13 protein-coding genes and 1 pseudogene are annotated in these 17,768 nt (G+C 45.4%); 11 read left to right on the top strand and 3 right to left on the bottom strand.

Translation table 11 applies throughout. The annotated features are described in order from the left end of the window. Window positions 1–423 precede the first annotated feature (423 nt). On the bottom strand, window positions 424–933 hold the full coding sequence (locus AND4_RS02070) for a hypothetical protein (protein ID WP_009841227.1): 510 nt from the start codon (window positions 931–933) through the stop codon (window positions 424–426). A gap of 207 nt (window positions 934–1,140) precedes the next feature. Between AND4_RS02070 and AND4_RS02065 the strand changes: the two genes are divergently transcribed. The 4 genes and pseudogenes from AND4_RS02065 to glgC form a co-directional block, all read left to right on the top strand. After that, window positions 1,141–1,620: a CreA family protein gene (locus tag AND4_RS02065; protein ID WP_009841226.1), complete on the top strand. Its 480-nt coding sequence runs from the start codon at window positions 1,141–1,143 to the stop codon at window positions 1,618–1,620. A 125-nt stretch (window positions 1,621–1,745) separates the two neighbouring features. After that, window positions 1,746–3,050 carry an inosine/guanosine kinase gene (locus tag AND4_RS02060; protein ID WP_009841225.1) on the top strand — a complete coding sequence of 435 codons (1,305 nt, stop codon included), beginning with the start codon at window positions 1,746–1,748 and terminating at the stop codon, window positions 3,048–3,050. Between the two features lie 235 nt (window positions 3,051–3,285). After that, window positions 3,286–5,034, top strand: coding sequence for a formate--tetrahydrofolate ligase (locus AND4_RS02055; protein WP_009841224.1), 1,749 nt, complete (start codon window positions 3,286–3,288; stop codon window positions 5,032–5,034). A gap of 317 nt (window positions 5,035–5,351) precedes the next feature. Next, window positions 5,352–6,602: pseudogene (gene glgC, locus AND4_RS02050) on the top strand (glucose-1-phosphate adenylyltransferase); the annotation flags it as partial. Window positions 6,603–6,726: 124 nt separating this feature from the next. Here the strand turns inward: glgC and AND4_RS02045 are convergent. Beyond that, window positions 6,727–9,888, bottom strand: coding sequence for a glycosyl hydrolase family 18 protein (locus AND4_RS02045; protein WP_009841222.1), 3,162 nt, complete (start codon window positions 9,886–9,888; stop codon window positions 6,727–6,729). A 510-nt stretch (window positions 9,889–10,398) separates the two neighbouring features. Between AND4_RS02045 and AND4_RS02040 the strand changes: the two genes are divergently transcribed. The 6 genes from AND4_RS02040 (at window position 10,399) to AND4_RS02015 (ending at window position 15,942) form a co-directional block, all read left to right on the top strand. Next, window positions 10,399–11,547 (top strand): iron-containing alcohol dehydrogenase, encoded by a 1,149-nt coding sequence (locus tag AND4_RS02040; RefSeq protein WP_009841221.1) that lies wholly within the window; start codon window positions 10,399–10,401, stop codon window positions 11,545–11,547. A 262-nt stretch (window positions 11,548–11,809) separates the two neighbouring features. Next, entirely contained in the window at window positions 11,810–12,448 is a 639-nt protein-coding gene (locus AND4_RS02035; RefSeq protein WP_009841220.1) for a lysoplasmalogenase, read from the top strand. 134 nt (window positions 12,449–12,582) lie between these two features. Then, on the top strand, window positions 12,583–13,317 hold the full coding sequence (locus AND4_RS02030; protein WP_043991417.1) for an amino acid ABC transporter ATP-binding protein: 735 nt from the start codon (window positions 12,583–12,585) through the stop codon (window positions 13,315–13,317). 3 nt (window positions 13,318–13,320) lie between these two features. Continuing rightward, the gene (locus AND4_RS02025) at window positions 13,321–14,118 is read left to right on the top strand and encodes an amino acid ABC transporter permease (RefSeq protein WP_009841218.1); all 798 of its coding nucleotides are present in this window, start codon (window positions 13,321–13,323) and stop codon (window positions 14,116–14,118) included. 9 nt (window positions 14,119–14,127) lie between these two features. After that, window positions 14,128–14,946 (top strand): transporter substrate-binding domain-containing protein, encoded by an 819-nt coding sequence (locus AND4_RS02020; RefSeq protein ID WP_009841217.1) that lies wholly within the window; start codon window positions 14,128–14,130, stop codon window positions 14,944–14,946. A 75-nt stretch (window positions 14,947–15,021) separates the two neighbouring features. Next, entirely contained in the window at window positions 15,022–15,942 is a 921-nt protein-coding gene (locus AND4_RS02015) for an amino acid ABC transporter permease (RefSeq protein WP_009841216.1), read from the top strand. Window positions 15,943–16,144: 202 nt separating this feature from the next. Here the strand turns inward: AND4_RS02015 and AND4_RS02010 are convergent, their stop codons facing one another. Then, complete coding sequence (locus AND4_RS02010) at window positions 16,145–16,684, bottom strand: RNA-binding S4 domain-containing protein (protein ID WP_009841215.1); 540 nt, start codon at window positions 16,682–16,684, stop codon at window positions 16,145–16,147. A 126-nt stretch (window positions 16,685–16,810) separates the two neighbouring features. On the opposite strand from AND4_RS02010, the gene AND4_RS02005 reads away from it, so the two are divergent. After that, entirely contained in the window at window positions 16,811–17,764 is a 954-nt protein-coding gene (locus tag AND4_RS02005) for an endonuclease/exonuclease/phosphatase family protein (RefSeq protein ID WP_043991416.1), read from the top strand. Window positions 17,765–17,768 lie beyond the last annotated feature (4 nt).

Raw genomic sequence — 17,768 nt, 5'->3', positions numbered from 1 at the left:
CACTAATTTATTTGCACTACATATCTATTGAGATAATAGGTAAAGTTTTGAAGTTTTAAATGACGCACGTAGCATTTCATACGAATACTAAAATCTAATTAACGTTTTTCTAAGCAAGATCACCGAATGAAGCCATACCGCTTTGAAATACCAAACTTAACTCTTGGTTAGTTAGTAATGGTGATGCGGCTGCTTTATTATCTAATTTGTAAATAAGTTTAGAGTCTTGTTCTTAATCGACTTAGTCTTAAAGAATGTTAAGATCGGTACGTGAAGTTACTCGAGCTGGCCCAAGTATTATTTAATATTAGATTATCTAAATCTGGCATAGGGCTAAAGGTACGACAAGAATTGTGCTTAACCAAGCAGCGTTAAAATGCTTGGCTGAACGAAAATAACTTGGTTAATATCATGGAAGATAATTTAATTTTCTAAGACGACAGTTTCGCTCAGTTTTTGTTCTGCGTTTAATTTGGTCGCTAAATCTGACACAAACTGGACCTTATCCAAATTGTGAGAAGTGACAGTATCAGTAATAACGGTGTTGCCTTCATATTGACTCACGATCGCAGCACCAATGGCTTCGCCTTCTTCAAAACCGACATAAAGTTCAAATTCCGGTGTCAGTATGATTTGAGTGAGGTACTCAACAATCATCTCTTGCTCGTGTTTATCAGACCAACGTTGTGATTGCAAAATAGAAAACATGACCGTAAGCCTATGAAAATCAACAAGGAAGATATCTTCTGAGACTAGGTGGCACTCTTTTTCTAGTAGTGATGACTTTTCGACAACCCGGTAAGATTGTTCTTCGAGCATTCGCGTGTAAATTTCGCGACCCTCTAAACTTTCTTTAGTGGGAAATTCAACTTCCACCAAGTCGTGCAACCAGGCGTTTTTTCTCTTAATGCTTTCTAACTGTTTTTCGTTCATTTTCTTACCTTGAGCGCTGCTGATGATGGCAATCACAGCGAGTAAAAGACAGCGCTTTGATTAGAAATCGAGCCGGATTCGAGGCGTTACATTAGCATGAAGCCTCTTACAAACCTAGCTAAAGTCCTGTGGTAACGCCAAATTTTGTTTTAACTGCGCTCGTCTGATAAATTGCATTAATCAACGAACCTATTTAAGGGAAGAGAAATGAAAAAAAGCTTGCTTGCGCTTGGATTAATCACTGTATTATCGGGCTGTAGCGACAATGAAGTCGGTGATGTTTCGCTGGGCATATTCACAATGAAAGACATTAAAATCGGCCATCTACAAGATGAAATCGTGACGGGTGTTACCTGTCACGTTGCCTCGATCGAAGCAAATCTAAGCTTTTCCGATCCAAGTGATAGCTCCATATCTTGCCGCCAGACTGGTGACATTACACCTGAAATGATTGCAAAAATTGATAAAAGTAAGTCAGGTGAAGTGGTCTTTAAGCAGTCAAAGAGTATCTTTTTCAAAACAATGAAAGTACGTCGTATCTACGATCCAGAAAACCAAACGTTACTCTACTTGTCTTATACAACGAGAGAAACAGAGGGTAGCTTTAAACACAGCTTATCGACCGTACCACTGTATGGCACGAAGGCGTATGTCGAACCAACTGTAACCCCTACTAATTCACTCTAAATCGTTTGTAAAAACACCAGCCCGCTGGATATTCCAGCGGGCAAATTTCTTCGCAATAAAGCGCGACGAATATCAAATTTTTGTGGTACAATCCCGCCTCTTTTTTTTCTCACTCAAGAACAAGCATGAAGTTTCCTGGTCAGCGAAAATCTAAACACTATTTTCCAACTCACGCTCGAGATCCATTAGTCAACCAAATTCGTCAGGCACCTAAGCTATACCGCCCAACGATTGTCGGTGTTGGTCAAACCATCGTTGATATTGAAGCGCGCGTAGACGATGCGTTTTTAGAAAAATATAACCTTAGTAAAGGTCATTCTCTGGTTCTTGAAGAGAGTAAAGCAGATGCCTTGTACGAAGAGTTGGTTGAGCAAGGCCTAATTACTCATCAGTACCCCGGTGACACCATTGGCAACACGCTGCACAACTACTCCGTTCTAGCCGACAGCAAATCCGTATTGCTGGGCGTTATGTCTAAGAACATCCAAGTCGGTTCTTTCGCATACCGTTACCTATGTCGCACGTCTTCCCGCATGAACCTTAACCACCTACAAACGGTTGATGGTCCAATTGGTCGCTGCTACACGCTAATTACTCAAGACGGCGAACGTACTTTTGCCATAAATGAAGGCCACATGAATAAGCTTTCTCCAGAGAGCATTCCTGAAGAAGTCTTTATTAAAGCATCAGCACTTGTGGTTTCTTCTTACCTTATGCGTGGCAAAAAAGAAGACCAAATGCCTCAAGCGGTCCAACGGGCCATCGAATTTGCTAAGAAGCATGAAGTGCCTGTTGTTCTGACATTAGGTACAAAGTACGTGATTGAGGGCAATGAAGACTGGTGGCAAGAATACATTCGTGACAACGTGTCTGTCGTTGCAATGAATGAAGAAGAAGGCGCAGCGCTCACCGGAGAGGCCGATCCTCTCGCGGCAGCAGATAAAGCACTTGAATGGGTTGACCTTGTGCTTTGTACCGCTGGTCCAGACGGTCTATACATGGCTGGCTATACCGAAGAAGAAGTAAAACGCGAAACAACGCATGACATTCTTGAAGGCTCAATCAAAGAATTCAACAAATTTGAGTTTAGCCGTGCAATGCGCAAAGACGACTGCAAAGCACCAATGAAAGTCTACTCTTATATCGGTCCTTACCTTGGTGGTCCACTCGAGATTAAGAATACCAATGGTGCAGGCGACGCAGCACTGTCTGCTCTTTTGCATGATATGGCGGCGAACTCTTTCCATCAGAAAGAAGTACCAAGCTCAGAGAAGCATGAAGTACGTTGCCTTACTTACTCTTCTTTATCTCAGATTTGTAAATACGCAAACCGCGTAAGCTACGAAGTACTGACTCAGCACTCTCCTCGCCTATCTCGCGCCCTTCCTGAGCGTGAAGACAGCCTAGAAGAGACATACTGGGATCGCTAAATCGAGCATCAAGATAAAATCACGTCAAGGTCACCGCATGGTGACCTTTTTGTTTTATCTAGCACAGTATTTCATATTTTTGTTATTCTATGCCACGTTACGCCACACTAGTCGATTTACATCAGCACTAAACAACTGGTCAAGCTCAATGGTTTAAATGCATACGCAACGCTGAAAAAAAGCGTTCAGTGTCATATCCTGAGCGCCAGATGTTCGTCACTTGATGGGAGTATCCATGCCGCCTGATATTGAAATTTGCCGAAAGACACGCTTATCCTCTGTTGCTACCCTAGCCGCTAATACAGGCCTGTTGCCCCACGAATTTGAAACTCATGGGAAATACAAAGCGAAGGTCCACCCTCAATGCCTTGAGCGTTTAAATGCGAATCAAGAGGGTAAATTGGTACTGGTCACTGCCATTACGCCAACCCCATTGGGAGAAGGCAAGACGGTCACGACCATCGGACTCTCTCAAGGCTTATCCAAGATTAATCAATCTGTGATGGCCTGTATTCGTCAGCCCTCGATGGGACCAGTATTTGGCGTTAAAGGAGGCGCAGCGGGTGGTGGTTACTCTCAGGTGGCACCAATGGACGAACTGAACCTTCACCTGACTGGCGATATTCACGCGGTAACAGCCGCCCATAATTTAGCCTCAGCGGCACTTGATGCGCGCCTATACCATGAACAGCGGGAAGGTTATGACGCATTTGAAGCTCGCACAGGGTTAAAGGCATTAAAGATCGACGTCAATAACATTACGTGGAAGCGTGTAATGGACCACAACGATCGTGCACTGCGCATGGTGAAAGTTGGCCTAAATGAAGAAGGTAAGAACACTAACGGCTTCGAACGTGAAGAAGGTTTTGATATTTCTGCCGCCTCTGAGCTCATGGCGATTCTTGCTCTAGCCAATGACCTTAAAGACCTCCGCCAGCGTATCGGTCGCATCGTTGTGGCTTATGATTTGGATGGTAAACCTGTGACGACAGAAGATTTGCAGGTTGCCGGTGCCATGACGGTCACGCTGAAAGAGTCCATTGCCCCTACCCTGATGCAAACGCTAGAAGGCGTCCCAACTCTTATCCATGCTGGTCCATTTGCCAACATCGCTCATGGTAACTCTTCCATCATTGCAGACCGGATTGCATTGAAACTTTCTAGTTACGTTGTCACTGAGGCGGGCTTTGGTTCAGATATGGGCTTTGAGAAAGCGTGCAACATTAAAGCGTCTGCTGCGGATCGATCGCCCGATTGCGTAGTCATTGTGGCGACACTGCGAGGTTTAAAGGCTAACTCAGGCCATTACGACTTACGCCCTGGTATGGCGATTCCAGACTCTATTTTTGAACCAGATCAAGCCGCTCTTGAAGCTGGATTCGAAAACCTAAAATGGCATATCAACAACGTACATAAATATGGGATCCCTGCGGTTATTGCCATCAACCAATTTCCTCAAGACTCGGAGCAAGAATTGGCAGAGCTTCAAACGTTGATCGAGCGTTTTAACCCTGAAGTAAAAGTTGCGGTTAGCACAGCATTTGCACAAGGTGGAGAAGGCGCTATCAAACTCGCGCAACACGTTGTTACCACTTGCGAACAAGGCTCACAATTCCGCCCTCTATATACTAAACAACAGTCCTTAAAGGAAAAACTAATGGCGGTGTGTGAGGTCGGTTACGGTGCATCAAGCATTGAAATGAGTGAACTAGCAAAACAACAACTGGCGCTCTTTGAAAATTTAGGCTTTGATAACTTGGCCGTGTGTGTGGCTAAAACGCCGCTTTCAATCACGACAGACTCAACGATAAAAGGGGCGCCAAGTGGCTTTAGCGTTCCAATCCGCGAACTACGATTGTGCGCTGGCGCTGGCTTTGTTTATGCGCTCTCTGGCAACGTGATGACCATGCCAGGATTGCCTGACAAGCCCGCGTTCATGAACTTAGATCTTGATGATCAAGGCAATATTATCGGCCTCTCGTAGGTGAGTAACCGTCATAAACAGGAGCCGATGCGCTCCTGCTTTATTATCACATGCCACCTAAATCTGTACTTTTAAAAAACCTTAATAGTAACCGTTTCTTTATACACACTTCCCCTCACCAATATAGTGCGCAATATATTGGCTTACTCCCTAATATAGTGCAGCCCCAACGTAGCCCTCATTATAATTCATTGATTTTAAGTCGAATACGCGATGGCTTAAATCTTGTACTACTTTTAATCACATTGCTGTTTATGCGTTCAAAAGATAGTCAAAGACGTCATTCCGTAAATAGCTGTAAATTAGACTTCTAGCCACTTTCGAAGTACGCAACACAAGAGAAAGGGAACATTATGCAAGATGCACTCGCGGTCATTTTAGCTGGCGGTATGGGGTCAAGATTGAGCCCTCTTACTGATGGTAGAGCCAAACCAGCCGTCCCATTTGGTGGTAAATATCGGATTATCGACTTCACGCTTACTAACTGTCTTCACTCGGGCTTGCGTAAGATTTTGGTTCTGACGCAATACAAGTCACACTCGCTTCAAAAGCATTTACGAGATGGGTGGTCGGTCTTTAATCCCGAACTTGGTGAATACATCACCGCTGTTCCTCCTCAAATGCGCAAAGGTGGTGCGTGGTACGAAGGCACAGCTGATGCGATTTACCACAATATGTGGTTACTCTCTCGCAACGACGCCAAATACGTTGTCGTTCTCTCCGGTGACCACATTTATCGGATGGATTACGCTGCCATGCTAGAAGAACACAAAGAGAATGGCGCAAAATTAACCGTTGCTTGTATGAACGTACCAGTAGAAGACGCCAGCGCTTTTGGCGTTATGGGTATCAAAGAAAACGGCTTAGTCGAATCTTTTATCGAGAAACCAGCAAAACCACCCACCCTGCCTGATGACCCAAGTCAGAGTCTGGCGTCTATGGGGATTTACATCTTTGATATGGGCGTACTGCAAGAAGCGCTAAAAGAGGACGCGACACTTGAAGGCTCAAACCACGACTTCGGTGCCGATATTATCCCTAGACTCATCGATACCCAATCTGTTTATGCTTATAAGTTCTGCGGGAGTAAAGGCCGCGTGGATAAAGATTGTTATTGGCGAGACGTGGGCACGATTGACTCGTTTTACCAAGCCAATATGGATTTGCTAGAGCCCGTCCCCCCAATGAATTTATACCAACCGAACTGGGCGATTCGCACTTATGAAGCGCAATACCCACCAGCGAGGACTGTATCATCAGCAACAGGTAATGAAGGGATTTTTATTAACTCTATCATTGCCAACGGCGTTATCAACTCCGGGGGCTCTGTGCAGCATTCCATCATTGCGTCTAACGTGCGTATTCAAGATAGCGCAACCGTTGTCGACAGCATTATTTTCGATGATGTTGAGGTTGGTGAAGGCTGCCAGCTCGTGAGTTGTATTATCGACAAACACGTTCGAGTTCCACCTCACACACAAATTGGTATCAACAAAATCGAAGATACAAAACGATTTCATGTATCAGAAAAAGGGATCGTGGTAATCCCTGAAGACTACGAGTTCTGATCGTTCATTCAAGTGTTTACTCGCTGTAACACAAAAACACTCAACCACATCGTATTATCAATACCCAAAGAATAAAAAAGCGCACGATTTAAGTCGCGCGCTTTTGTTATCCATTCAATCTGGATTAGACGTTACATAATGTCGACCAGCTACCGTCACTACCTGGCTCTGATGCTGTCCACCAGTTTGCTTGGTATACCACACCATTGTGAATCACTTTATCACCTTGGTTGGCGTGGCTTGGGTTACCTTGCCAGTCCGTTTGTGGGAAGTCTGGGTAAGTCACAAGGCCTGTTGTGTCACAAGTACCAGGCTCAGTACCCCCACCGCCGCCCGTGCCAGAGTTTAAGTCACCGATTGGCAGGTCTGGTTGCTCAAACTTGAACGCGAACTCTTTACCACCAGAAATCACCGTGTAGTTAGCTGGGCCGGAGATTGGTAGGTAGTAAACCATATCAAGCTCGTAAGTTCCGTCCGCTGGTAGGTCTTTCCATGCTGGTAGCGAGAAAGATACACGGTGCATTACACCATCCAAACCACCAATATTGTTGGCACGTGTATGGCCAGAAGCTATCACGCTTAGACCACCACCAGATTGATCTTTCGCGTTATCCGGTGCAGACACAGGAATATCAAACTGGAACTCAGTACCCCCCGGAATGGCTTGTCCTGTATTGTTTGTAAACGAGATCTTCGGGTTGATTGGGTAGTTTTGGTCACCCACTTTGAAGCCACCAACGCTCACGGTTATGTCTACTGCTTCCGTTGGAGTTGCATCAGTTGCAATCTTATTACCGTAAGGCGTTGCAGACTTAAACTTATCGTAAATCGCTTTGGTCATAGTGTTACCCATGTGGTACTCACCATTACCCGCTGCACACGCTTGTTCTGTTGCATCAATCGTCGTACGGTTACCGCTCGCGTCTAGTACGTAACAGTTATAGTCACCAGCGAGTTCCCAGAACATGATACCGCCAATCTCTTTATCGATAACGTAGTCTGCTTTCACTTCAACCGACGCTTTATCTTCTGTTGATAGGAATACGCTCTTCTCCGCATTCCACAGCCATGGTGCAACTGCAATATCGTCGTAGTAGCGTGTGTAAGAACCGACAAACTTGTCCGTGGGATCATTTACAGGGTCCAGACCGTAAGCTTGCGCATAAGAGCCCCAAATCCCCTTCTCTAAATTCTTCGCATGCCACATAGGGTTAGAGCCGGCACCCATTTCGTCACCTTTCGGGTCAGTATCGTGCCACATGTTATCGATACCAATGGCACCGTGACCACAGTTGTTTTTCTCACCTTCACCAGTGCCTGGCGCGCACTCTGATTGATTAGGAAGTGCCGCTCGGCCCCACAAGCCGTTATCACCACCGGTGACACCTTGCCAACCACGGGTGTAGTAAGGCACACCAATGTTGATACGACCAGCAGGCATAGAACCACGGAAGTAATGGTAAGCCCAGTCTGTATTTAAGTAACCAATACCGCCATAAGCCGCGGTGTCGTACACGTTCCATTGAGCGAGCTCAGAGTCTTTACCTGTATCAAACAGCGCCGCGTTGTGACCAACGTGATCGTTCCAAGCTCCGTGCAAGTCGTAAGTCATGATGTTGACGTAATCAAGGTACTTAGTAACATCAAAGGTTTCCATACCACGCAGTAGGTAACCCGAGGAGGGCGCAGCAATAGTCAGCATATAGTGGATACCATCTTGTGCAGATGCTGCGTCCAGTTTCTCACGTAGCACCTTCATCAACTCTTGGTAAGAAGCCCATAGGTATGGACGACGTGGTTCCATGAAATCTTTGTCATACGGGTTACCTGCCCCCGCCATAGACGTTGGGTATTCGTAGTCGATGTCTAGACCATCGAATTTGTAGGTACGCATCATTTCAACTGCAGAAGTCGCGAATTTCTCGATACCTGCGTGGTTTATTGAACCGTCTGCGTTGGTTGTCATCGTATAGAAACCACCGTCCGCGACACGATTACCGTCTGCACCGAAGTGGCCACCCGTTTCAGCCCAGCCACCGATAGAAATTAATGTTTTAACGTCATGTTTTTGCTTGTAAGTCGCGAGCGCGCCAAAATGACCTTTAAAGCCAAGTGCCGGGTCAACTTCTACGCCCGGCCAAGATTTACCTGTTGCAGGATTCGCCGGATCAGTCACATCACCCACGTTCACTTTACCGTCTGCACCAATGCTCACAAACGCGTAGTTAATGTGAGTGAGTTGGTCCCAAGGAATGTCTTTAACTAAGTAAGCCGCTTGTGGGTCGTCACCACTACGCCAACTTGTGAAGTAACCAATCACACGGCGTGGGTGATCGGCACCCATCAATTCACGGCCATCTTTGTCGTAAATCGTACAGTAAGGTACATCCACACCAGCCGTTTGGTAAAGGCCATCAGGACGACAGTTTGAAGTGACTGCACCACCATTTACTGATAGTGATACAAGGGAAGAATCTGTTGTTGCACCAGCATCGTCAGTCGCTTTAGCGTAAATCGATACCGAGCCAGCCGCTGCTGGAGTGAAATCAACAGCGTAAGGCGCAGCGGTCGCTGTACCAATCAAAGCTCCTGCGGCAAAGAACTCAACTTTGGCAACCGTACCATCCGCGTCTGCCGCAGTAGCAGAAACCGTTACCGTACCGCCAAGCTCAACAGAAGTGGCTGATAGCGCTGCGTCTACCGTTGGTGCTTCGTTGCCAGGTTGACCAGCAGCGACAGTCAACGTAACAGCACTCACTGTGCTCGCTGCATTTTGGTCGTCGTAAGCTTTAGTTGAGAACTCGTGATCACCCTCTGTCGCCGTCCATGAAGCAGTAAAAGGTGCTGCGGTTGATGTGCCAACCAGTGCGCCGTCAACGAAAAATTCGACTTTGCTGACTGTGCCGTCAGTGTCTGTCGCATCTGCGGCTAGGCTGACTACTTCACCTGTTGTGATAGAAGCCGACGCAGAAGGAGAAGTTAGTAAAACTGTCGGCACTTTGTTAAGTGGTGGGTCAATTGGGCCACTATCACAAGCACCAAGGTTTTCCCACTCTCCCCACAGCCCTGATTGTGCAGGGTTATTATTTTGCGTCCAATGGCGCGCCTTGTAAGCGTTATTTTCATGCTGAACTTGGTTACCACCATTATAAACTTTCGATGAATCCCAAGCTTCTAGAGGTGTACAGTCAACGGCTGCGTAGCTGTTGAATGCCATTAGGCAAGATGCAGTCAAAGTACTGAGTGTAAATACACTCTTTCCTGTTCTTCCGCTTCTAGGGTACATATTGCTCTTCCTTAAGTTATTGTTTATATATAGGTTACGCCTTTTCTGTGCGTATCTTCGACTTTTATTTCGACATAAAATAACTTAAGTACAAGCGCAGAATTCCACACTGTTTATTTGTAATTTATTAGTAACACCTCGCAATAATCCGTGGATAGATGACAAAAAGCGACACCTTATTTTGCACTAATAAATAATTTTACTACGCAAATAAATATGTCGTTCGCAAATTAATAAAAAACCATACGAAACCCACTACCGAGTTATCCAAACTAAACTTTTGGTGTTTCATTCAAGTATCTTTTATATATTTGTGATGGACAAATTTGCACTCGCATTCACGGTGCATTATTCCCCCTCACTATGGTGTCCCTAACTGGTTTCCGTTCAATGACTACACTTGTGCTGAAATAGGCAATAAATTTGCAGAAATCGACCTTCTCAGTCACTCAAGCACGTACTATTATGCACATATTCACTCTCCTAACATTGGAAGCAAGGGGCATAATAATGAAATTTTCATACGTCAACCCAACTCAAATCTTCTTCGGTCAAGGCCAAATCGCTGCAATCAAAAGCGCTATTCCTGCGGATCAAAAAGTGCTGGTCATCTACGGTGGCGGATCCATCAAGAAGAACGGTGTCTATGACCAGGTAGCGCAAGCTCTTGAAGGGCGCGAGTGGCTGGAATTTTCAGGCGTAGAGCCGAATCCAACAAAAGAAACTCTTGATAAAGCAGTGGCAATCGTAAAGTCACAACACGTTGATTTTATCCTCGCTGTCGGTGGAGGCTCCGTTATCGATGGCTCCAAATACGTGGCGGCATCAGCAAAATACGACGGAGACGGCTGGGATATTATGGTCGGCAAACATCAAGTCACTCAAGCGACGCCACTTGCTGCCATTCTTACGTTGCCTGCAACCGGATCTGAGTCCAACATGGGTGCGGTAATTACTAAGAAAGAGACGCAAGACAAATTGGCCTTCTTGGCACCAGCAGTGCAGCCAAAATTTGCGGTGCTGGACCCTGATGTAATGAAAACCCTTCCAGAGCGACAACTTATCAACGGTCTTGTCGATGCTTGGGTTCATGTTTGTGAACAGTACTTAACTCTGCCAACAGGCGCAATGGTTCAAGACGGTTACGCAGAAGCATTACTGAAAAGCCTAAAAACACTGAGTGAACAATTCGCGGAGCGCGACAACGATCAATGGCGTGCTAACTTAATGTGGACGGCAAACCAAGCATTAAACGGCCTAATTGGCAGCGGTGTTCCCCAAGACTGGGCGACTCACATGATTGGACACGAACTAACCGCGTTATGGCATGTCGATCACGCTCGTTCACTAGCCATCATTCAGCCATCGCTTCTTCGTAACCAGATAAATTTCAAACGTCCTAAGCTTGAGCAAATGGGCCGCAACGTATTTGGCTTAACTGAAAGCAAAGATTTGGCGGAGCGCACTATTCTCTCCATTGAAGCTTTTTACCATCAACTAAACGTAGCCACACAACTTAACGACTACGGCGATGATCGTCAGGCCGCTATCGATTTAGTCATCGCACAACTAACAAAACACGGCATGACGATACTCGGCGAAAATCAATCGATTGACCTCGAAAACAGTCGTAAGATTCTTGATTTAGCGGTCGCATAACGACCGAGTTATCAAAATACTGTCTTTTTTATCGGTCTTGTGTCCCTCGTAGACACAAGACCGTTTTTTTATGGTAATTTAGCCGCAAATTGACAAATCGATATAATTTGAACTTTTTTGCTGTAAAAGTAACAAAAAACAAATAGTTCAATGGTGTTGTGTAAGATGATAACCAAATACAAAACCGTTCTTACCATTCGAGATATCAGTTGGCCTTGCTCATAAAAATGAGCGCTTAATTTTCTATTTAAGAGTTTATCGTATGTGGCTAATTGTCTTAGCTTGCGCGTTTATGCATGTCATTAGTATTAAGACTGGCCCTAAGTGGTTATTCTTTTTGACCAAACCGCTCCCAATCGCAACAATGATCGGGATGTTACTCCTATCCCCAGCCAGTCACCTTCCCTACACCGAGTGGATCATTTGCGGCCTTTTACTGTCACTCATGGGTAACTTAATCTTGATGCAACAAAAAGATCAATTTGTCCCTGCTATTAAACTGTTTTGTCTTGCTCAAATTTGCTACAGCTTAGCCTTTATCAATATGGCTGGATGGCATTTTACGCCATGGTTCCCCTTTGTCGTATTCGGCGTAGGCCTGTGTGTCTATATCTTTTTTAAGCCCAACCTAGGTAAAGAGAAATGGCCCGTCGCAAGTTACATTTTCTTTTTGATGTCCATGCTTTGGATGGCCTTGGAGTACTACGCCAGCGGCAAAACTCAATCGTCGGCATTTGCGGTTCTTGGGAGTTTTATCTTTACGATGTCAGGCGTTGTGCTTGCATTCGAGCGTTTTGGTAACACTTCAATATTCTCACGCCAAGTTGTAATGACCACCTATTATTCGGCTCAGTTTCTTATTACGATGTCGGTCTTCGCCATTGTGATCCGCTTCATCTAAAATGGGTATATTGTCAGTTAGATTAGTGATGAGTCATTTGCTCACCAGTTGGTCAGTTTGTGCTTGATTAACAGGTGAAATACGGTTAAATACTTGTTATTGTAATAAGAAAGTGATTCTAAAAGTTGGCAACCTTGAAAGAGAAAAACACCGTCGTCGAGTTTAGCGGCGTAAACAAGTGGTATGGAGAGTATCACGCCCTCAAAGACATTAATTTTTCAGTACATTCTGGTGAAATCGTCGTTATTTGTGGCCCTTCGGGCTCTGGTAAATCCACGTTAATCCGCTGCATAAACCACTTAGAATCCATCCAAGAAGGTCAACTCTGCGTCTTCGAACATCCTGCAAGTTCCAAAGCACAAAAAACAGGGAAAGTGGGCATGGTATTTCAGCACTTTCACCTATTTCCGCACCTGACCGTTTTAGAAAATCTCACACTTGCGCCCACCCGTACTTTGAAGCTTTCAAAACAAGAAGCCAAAGAGCGCGCAATGAAGTATTTAAAACGCGTTAACATCGAAGAGCAAGCCAACAAATACCCGGTTCAGCTGTCTGGTGGTCAACAGCAACGCGTAGCGATCGCTCGCTCACTTTGTATGGAACCAGATCTGCTGCTGTTCGATGAACCTACCTCAGCCCTTGACCCAGAGATGATCAACGAGGTATTGGATGTAATGGTGGAGCTAGCACAAAGCGGCATGACCATGATTTGCGTTACACATGAAATGGGCTTTGCGAAAAAGGTGGCACATCGAGTTGTATTCATGGACGAAGGCCAAATCATCGAAATGAATTCACCTGTTGCACTTTTCGAGACCCCCAAGCACCCTCGTACACAAGCGTTTTTAAATCAAATTTTGAGCTACTAGCCGATGGCGTTTCGAGTCTTAAAACCCGTTTTGCAAGCTCTGTTGCAAATCATATTTCTGCTGATTGCTATTGTTTTACTGCTCAATTCTGGTGCACAGACAATTGGATATCAATGGCAATGGGAACGCGTGCCAGATTACATCGCATTTTATGAAGATGGTGAATGGTGGTCAGCCGAATTGATCAGTGGCCTCATGGTTACACTGAAAATCTCCGCGATCAGTTTGATCTTCACTTTGGCCATCGGCTTAGTAACCGCATTATTACGTCTTAGCCACTCCAAGGTCGGTAATGCCATTGGCGTGACCTATGTGGAAGTAATTCGAAACACCCCCTTATTGGTGCAAATTTACCTCCTTTACTTTGTGTTTGGCCCCGTTATCGGTTTAGACAGATTCAGTAGCGCCGTTTTAGCGCTGTCGCTTTTCCAAGGAGCCTATACCGCAGAGATCTTTCGCGCGGGCTTAAGCAGCATTGCAAAAGGTCAGTTTGAGGCAGCGAAGAGCTTGGGTCTATCCCCTTTCTTTGCCTACAAAGATGTCATTCTACCTCAGGTACTTCAGCGCACTCTGCCCCCCCTGACTAACGAAGTGGTCTCATTAATAAAAAACTCATCGATCGTGAGTGTGATGGCGATATTTGACCTCACGACCGAAGCAAGAAACATCGTCTCTGAAACGGCGATGCCATTCGAAATCTGGTTTACAGTGGCAGCCATTTACCTTGCTCTTACGTTAACGCTTTCTGGCTTATCCGCTTGGCTAGAACACAAACTAGGGGCCAGTTGGCGAAAATTATAAGGAAATAGTATGAAGTTATTCAAAACGACCATAACCGCATTATTAGGAATTGCGATTGCTTTACCCTCATTAGCCAATGAGAAAGCCGCAACGCCTAACGTTGATCAAATCAAAGAACGTGGCACGCTGCGCGTTGGTATGTCGACATTCGTACCTTGGGCAATGCGCAATAAACAAGGCGAACTGATTGGTTTCGAAATTGATGTGGCCAAGCGCTTAGCTGCGGATTCAGGCCTAAAAGTCGAGTTTGTCCCAACCGCATGGGACGGGATCATCCCTGCTCTATTAGCGAAAAAATTCGACGTAATAATCGGCGGTATGTCCATTACCCCAGAGCGTTCAAAAAGCGTTCTGTTCACTGAACCTTATTCACACTCAGGCGTGCAGGTGGCAGCAAATACCAAGCTAGCAGAGGGCTTCAGCGAGTTTTCAGACTTTAATTCTCGCCGCGTCAAGATTGCCGTTCGCCGCGGTGCATACACGGTTCAAGTGGCACGTGAAACCTTCCCTAAGGCTAAGCTGCTTCAGTTTGATGACGATGCCCAAGCATTCCAAGAAGTGCTGAATGGAAACGCGCACGCCGTCATCGCATCCAGTCCGAAACCAGAACACGAGTCAATCAAACACGCAGATAAACTGTTTACGCCATTTTCTGAGCGCCTATCGAAAGGTAACGAAGCCTTTGCGGTTCGCCTTGGTGAGGAAGACAAAAAAGCTTTCTTTAACCAATGGATTGCGGCACGCACGAAGGATGGTTGGCTAGATGAACGTTACGAGTACTGGTTCTCAACGCTTGATTGGAAAGACCAAGTAGCACAAGGTCAATAGCTACAATTTATTACAAAAAATCAAACTGCCGACTTGTTTAACGGGTCGGCCTTTATTCACTAGCGGAGTTAAACCTTGAGCGGACAAACTACCACTCGCGTTGCGCCAACCAAAAAAAAATCAGGTTTTTCCATCAATCGTTTTAACTTACTGGATTGGGTGCTGCTGGCTATCTGCGCACTTGCTGGAGTTTGGTTGTATTATCGTTCCACCGTTGGGGTTAATTACATCTGGCATTGGAAAGAAGCAACTGAGCTCTTGTTTACACCCAGAGCAGACGGTGGATTACCGTATTTCTTCCAAGGTTTAATTTCAACTTTACGTCTCAGTGTTTGGGGTATTACATTTGCACTGGTGTTAGGCACCTTGCTTGGATTAGCACGCTTCTCAGATTCGAAATGGCTACGCACACCAGCCAACGCGTTTATACAATTGGTGCGGAACATCCCCCCTTTAGTGTTTGTGTTCATATTCTACTTCTTCGTCTCTAACCAATTGATACCACTGCTTGGATTAGACGATATTCTGCGCAACTACCGCGGAGAACCCAATGCGATTCAACATTTTTTCTTTGGCCCAGCTAACTTATGGGAAAACCTTGCATCCGGCGTCTTTTGTATTGGCCTGCTTTCTGCTGCCTACGTGGCTGAAGTCGTGCGAGCCGGATTACAAGGCATAGACAAAGGCCAATGGGAAGCTGCGGATTCACTCGGGTTGTCACTTTGGGTTAAGTACCGCTTTATCATCGCTCCTCAAGTATTAAAAGCCATCACACCGGCACTTGCGGGGCAAACCATTTCACTGGTCAAAGATACCTCCATCGTGTCACTGATCTCAATACAAGAAATGACCTTCGTCGGCACAGAGATGGCAAATTCATCTGGCTACATTTTCGAAATTTGGCTTATTGTCGGTTTTGTTTACTTCCTGATTTGTTTTGGTCTATCGATGGTTTTTAGATACATAGAGAAAAAATCAGCATCCCATTCAAACTGATCTAATAGCTGCGACCGACTAACACGTGACAATGTCACTAGTGATAATTGCAAAGGTGTTTAGCTTATAAATCAATTCCAGAAACGAAAGCGCCGCTTGGGTAATAAACCGAAGCGGCACTTTTTATATGAGTTCTAATTTTAAATCAATTACTTATGTTGATTGCAGCAAGTAAGTGCCCAGATATTAACTACGATTGTTATTAGAAAAAGTCGATAGAGTTGCGTCCGCTCTTCGGATCACGACTCGCTTGAGGCTTATCGTCTTTCTTGCCTTTCTTAGAAGACTGAGACAAAGCCTCTTGCTTAGCTTTAAACTCTTTGTGGGCGGCTTTACGACCTGTTGACTGAGGTCCCTTAACATTCGATTTGTCGTTCTTTTTTGAGCGAGGCTTATCTTTGCGAGCTTTTTGCGCCTCTTTTTTCGCCTTCTTCTCTGCTTTTTGCTCTGCTGTTTCCGGTTCTGTCACTGGTGCATCACACGCAACCACATAGTATTCTTGGTTGAACTCAAAGAAATCACCATCGTACATTTTGCGACGTTTACGCGTCTCAAGCTCACCGTTTACTGCAACATAACCTTCTTCGATGATGTGCTTCGCCTCACCACCACCACTTACCAAGTTCGCGATTTTAAAAAGCTTGTACAGCTCAATTGGGTGTGCGTCTACATCGATACCGATCGCTTCGATCTCAATCTCTTCGCCTTCTAAATACTCTTCTTCTTGATAATCTTGGGTCATGCTCGTTACTCATTTTACTTGATGCCTGAAGTTTAAACGGAATGCCTGCAAATAGAAACGTGATCTTCACTCAAGCGGTCTAAATCGGTATATAATCATTTAATAACTCCTTGTATGAATGATATTTTGTCTACTGAAAACCGCATTACCTTTGCTACCGCTAATCTATTGAACTTTGTGGCACCGCCTGGCGCGTATTACGATTTCGAAAACATATACTCCTTCGACGATTGGCAAGACAAACTCACCTGGACAAAATCGCAATTCGAACAACTTAGTCCCGACATCATTGGCTTACAAGAAGTGTTTAGCATTCAAGAAACCAAAGATTTCTTTGCTGAAATTGGCTACCTATACTTTGCCAGTGTCGACACGCCACATATTGAAGGCGATTACATCTACTCGCGTCCCGTCGTCGCTTTGGCCTCTCGTTTCCCCATAGAACACGTTGAAGCCGTGACATTCGAGCAAAATACGCTTGATGTATTTGGCAGTATGAGTGCACCACCTTTTAGTCGAAAACCGCTGCGCGCGCACATTATTCATCCAATCATTGGGCATATCGCCGTTTACGTGATGCACTTAAAGTCACAACGGCCCGCTGATTCTGACAAACCTGAAGACGCGAGCAAGCCCATTGCCCGTTGGCTTTCTACCCAGCAACGTGGTTGGGAGGCGGCCATGCTGCGCGACGCTATGCAAAAACAGTACGCACTCAACCCTATGCCGACCTTATTGATGGGTGATATGAACCAAACCATTACGCCAACTAGCGTCAACAACGTGTTAGTCGAACCATACGGTGACAGCGTCACTGATTTACAGCTCACTGATGGCTGGAAGTTGCAAGTAGCACCCTCATTGGACTCTCGCCCAGCCACGCACTATTACTTTGCAAAAGGAAATGTATTGGATTACATCTTGTTATCGCAAGAGTTCGATGCACATGCTGATGTATCCATAGCCGAAGTCACGGACTACCAAGTGCTGGATACCCACTTGATCAATCCGTCTTTTGCCCGAGATAAAAACGCCAGCGACCACGCGTTCGTGGCGCTGACAGTAGAGATTAAGCTGTAGCGTG

Source organism: Vibrio sp. AND4, from assembly GCF_000171815.1.
Classification (GTDB): Bacteria; Pseudomonadota; Gammaproteobacteria; order Enterobacterales; family Vibrionaceae; genus Vibrio.
This window is presented reverse-complemented; position numbering and strand designations above follow the sequence as displayed.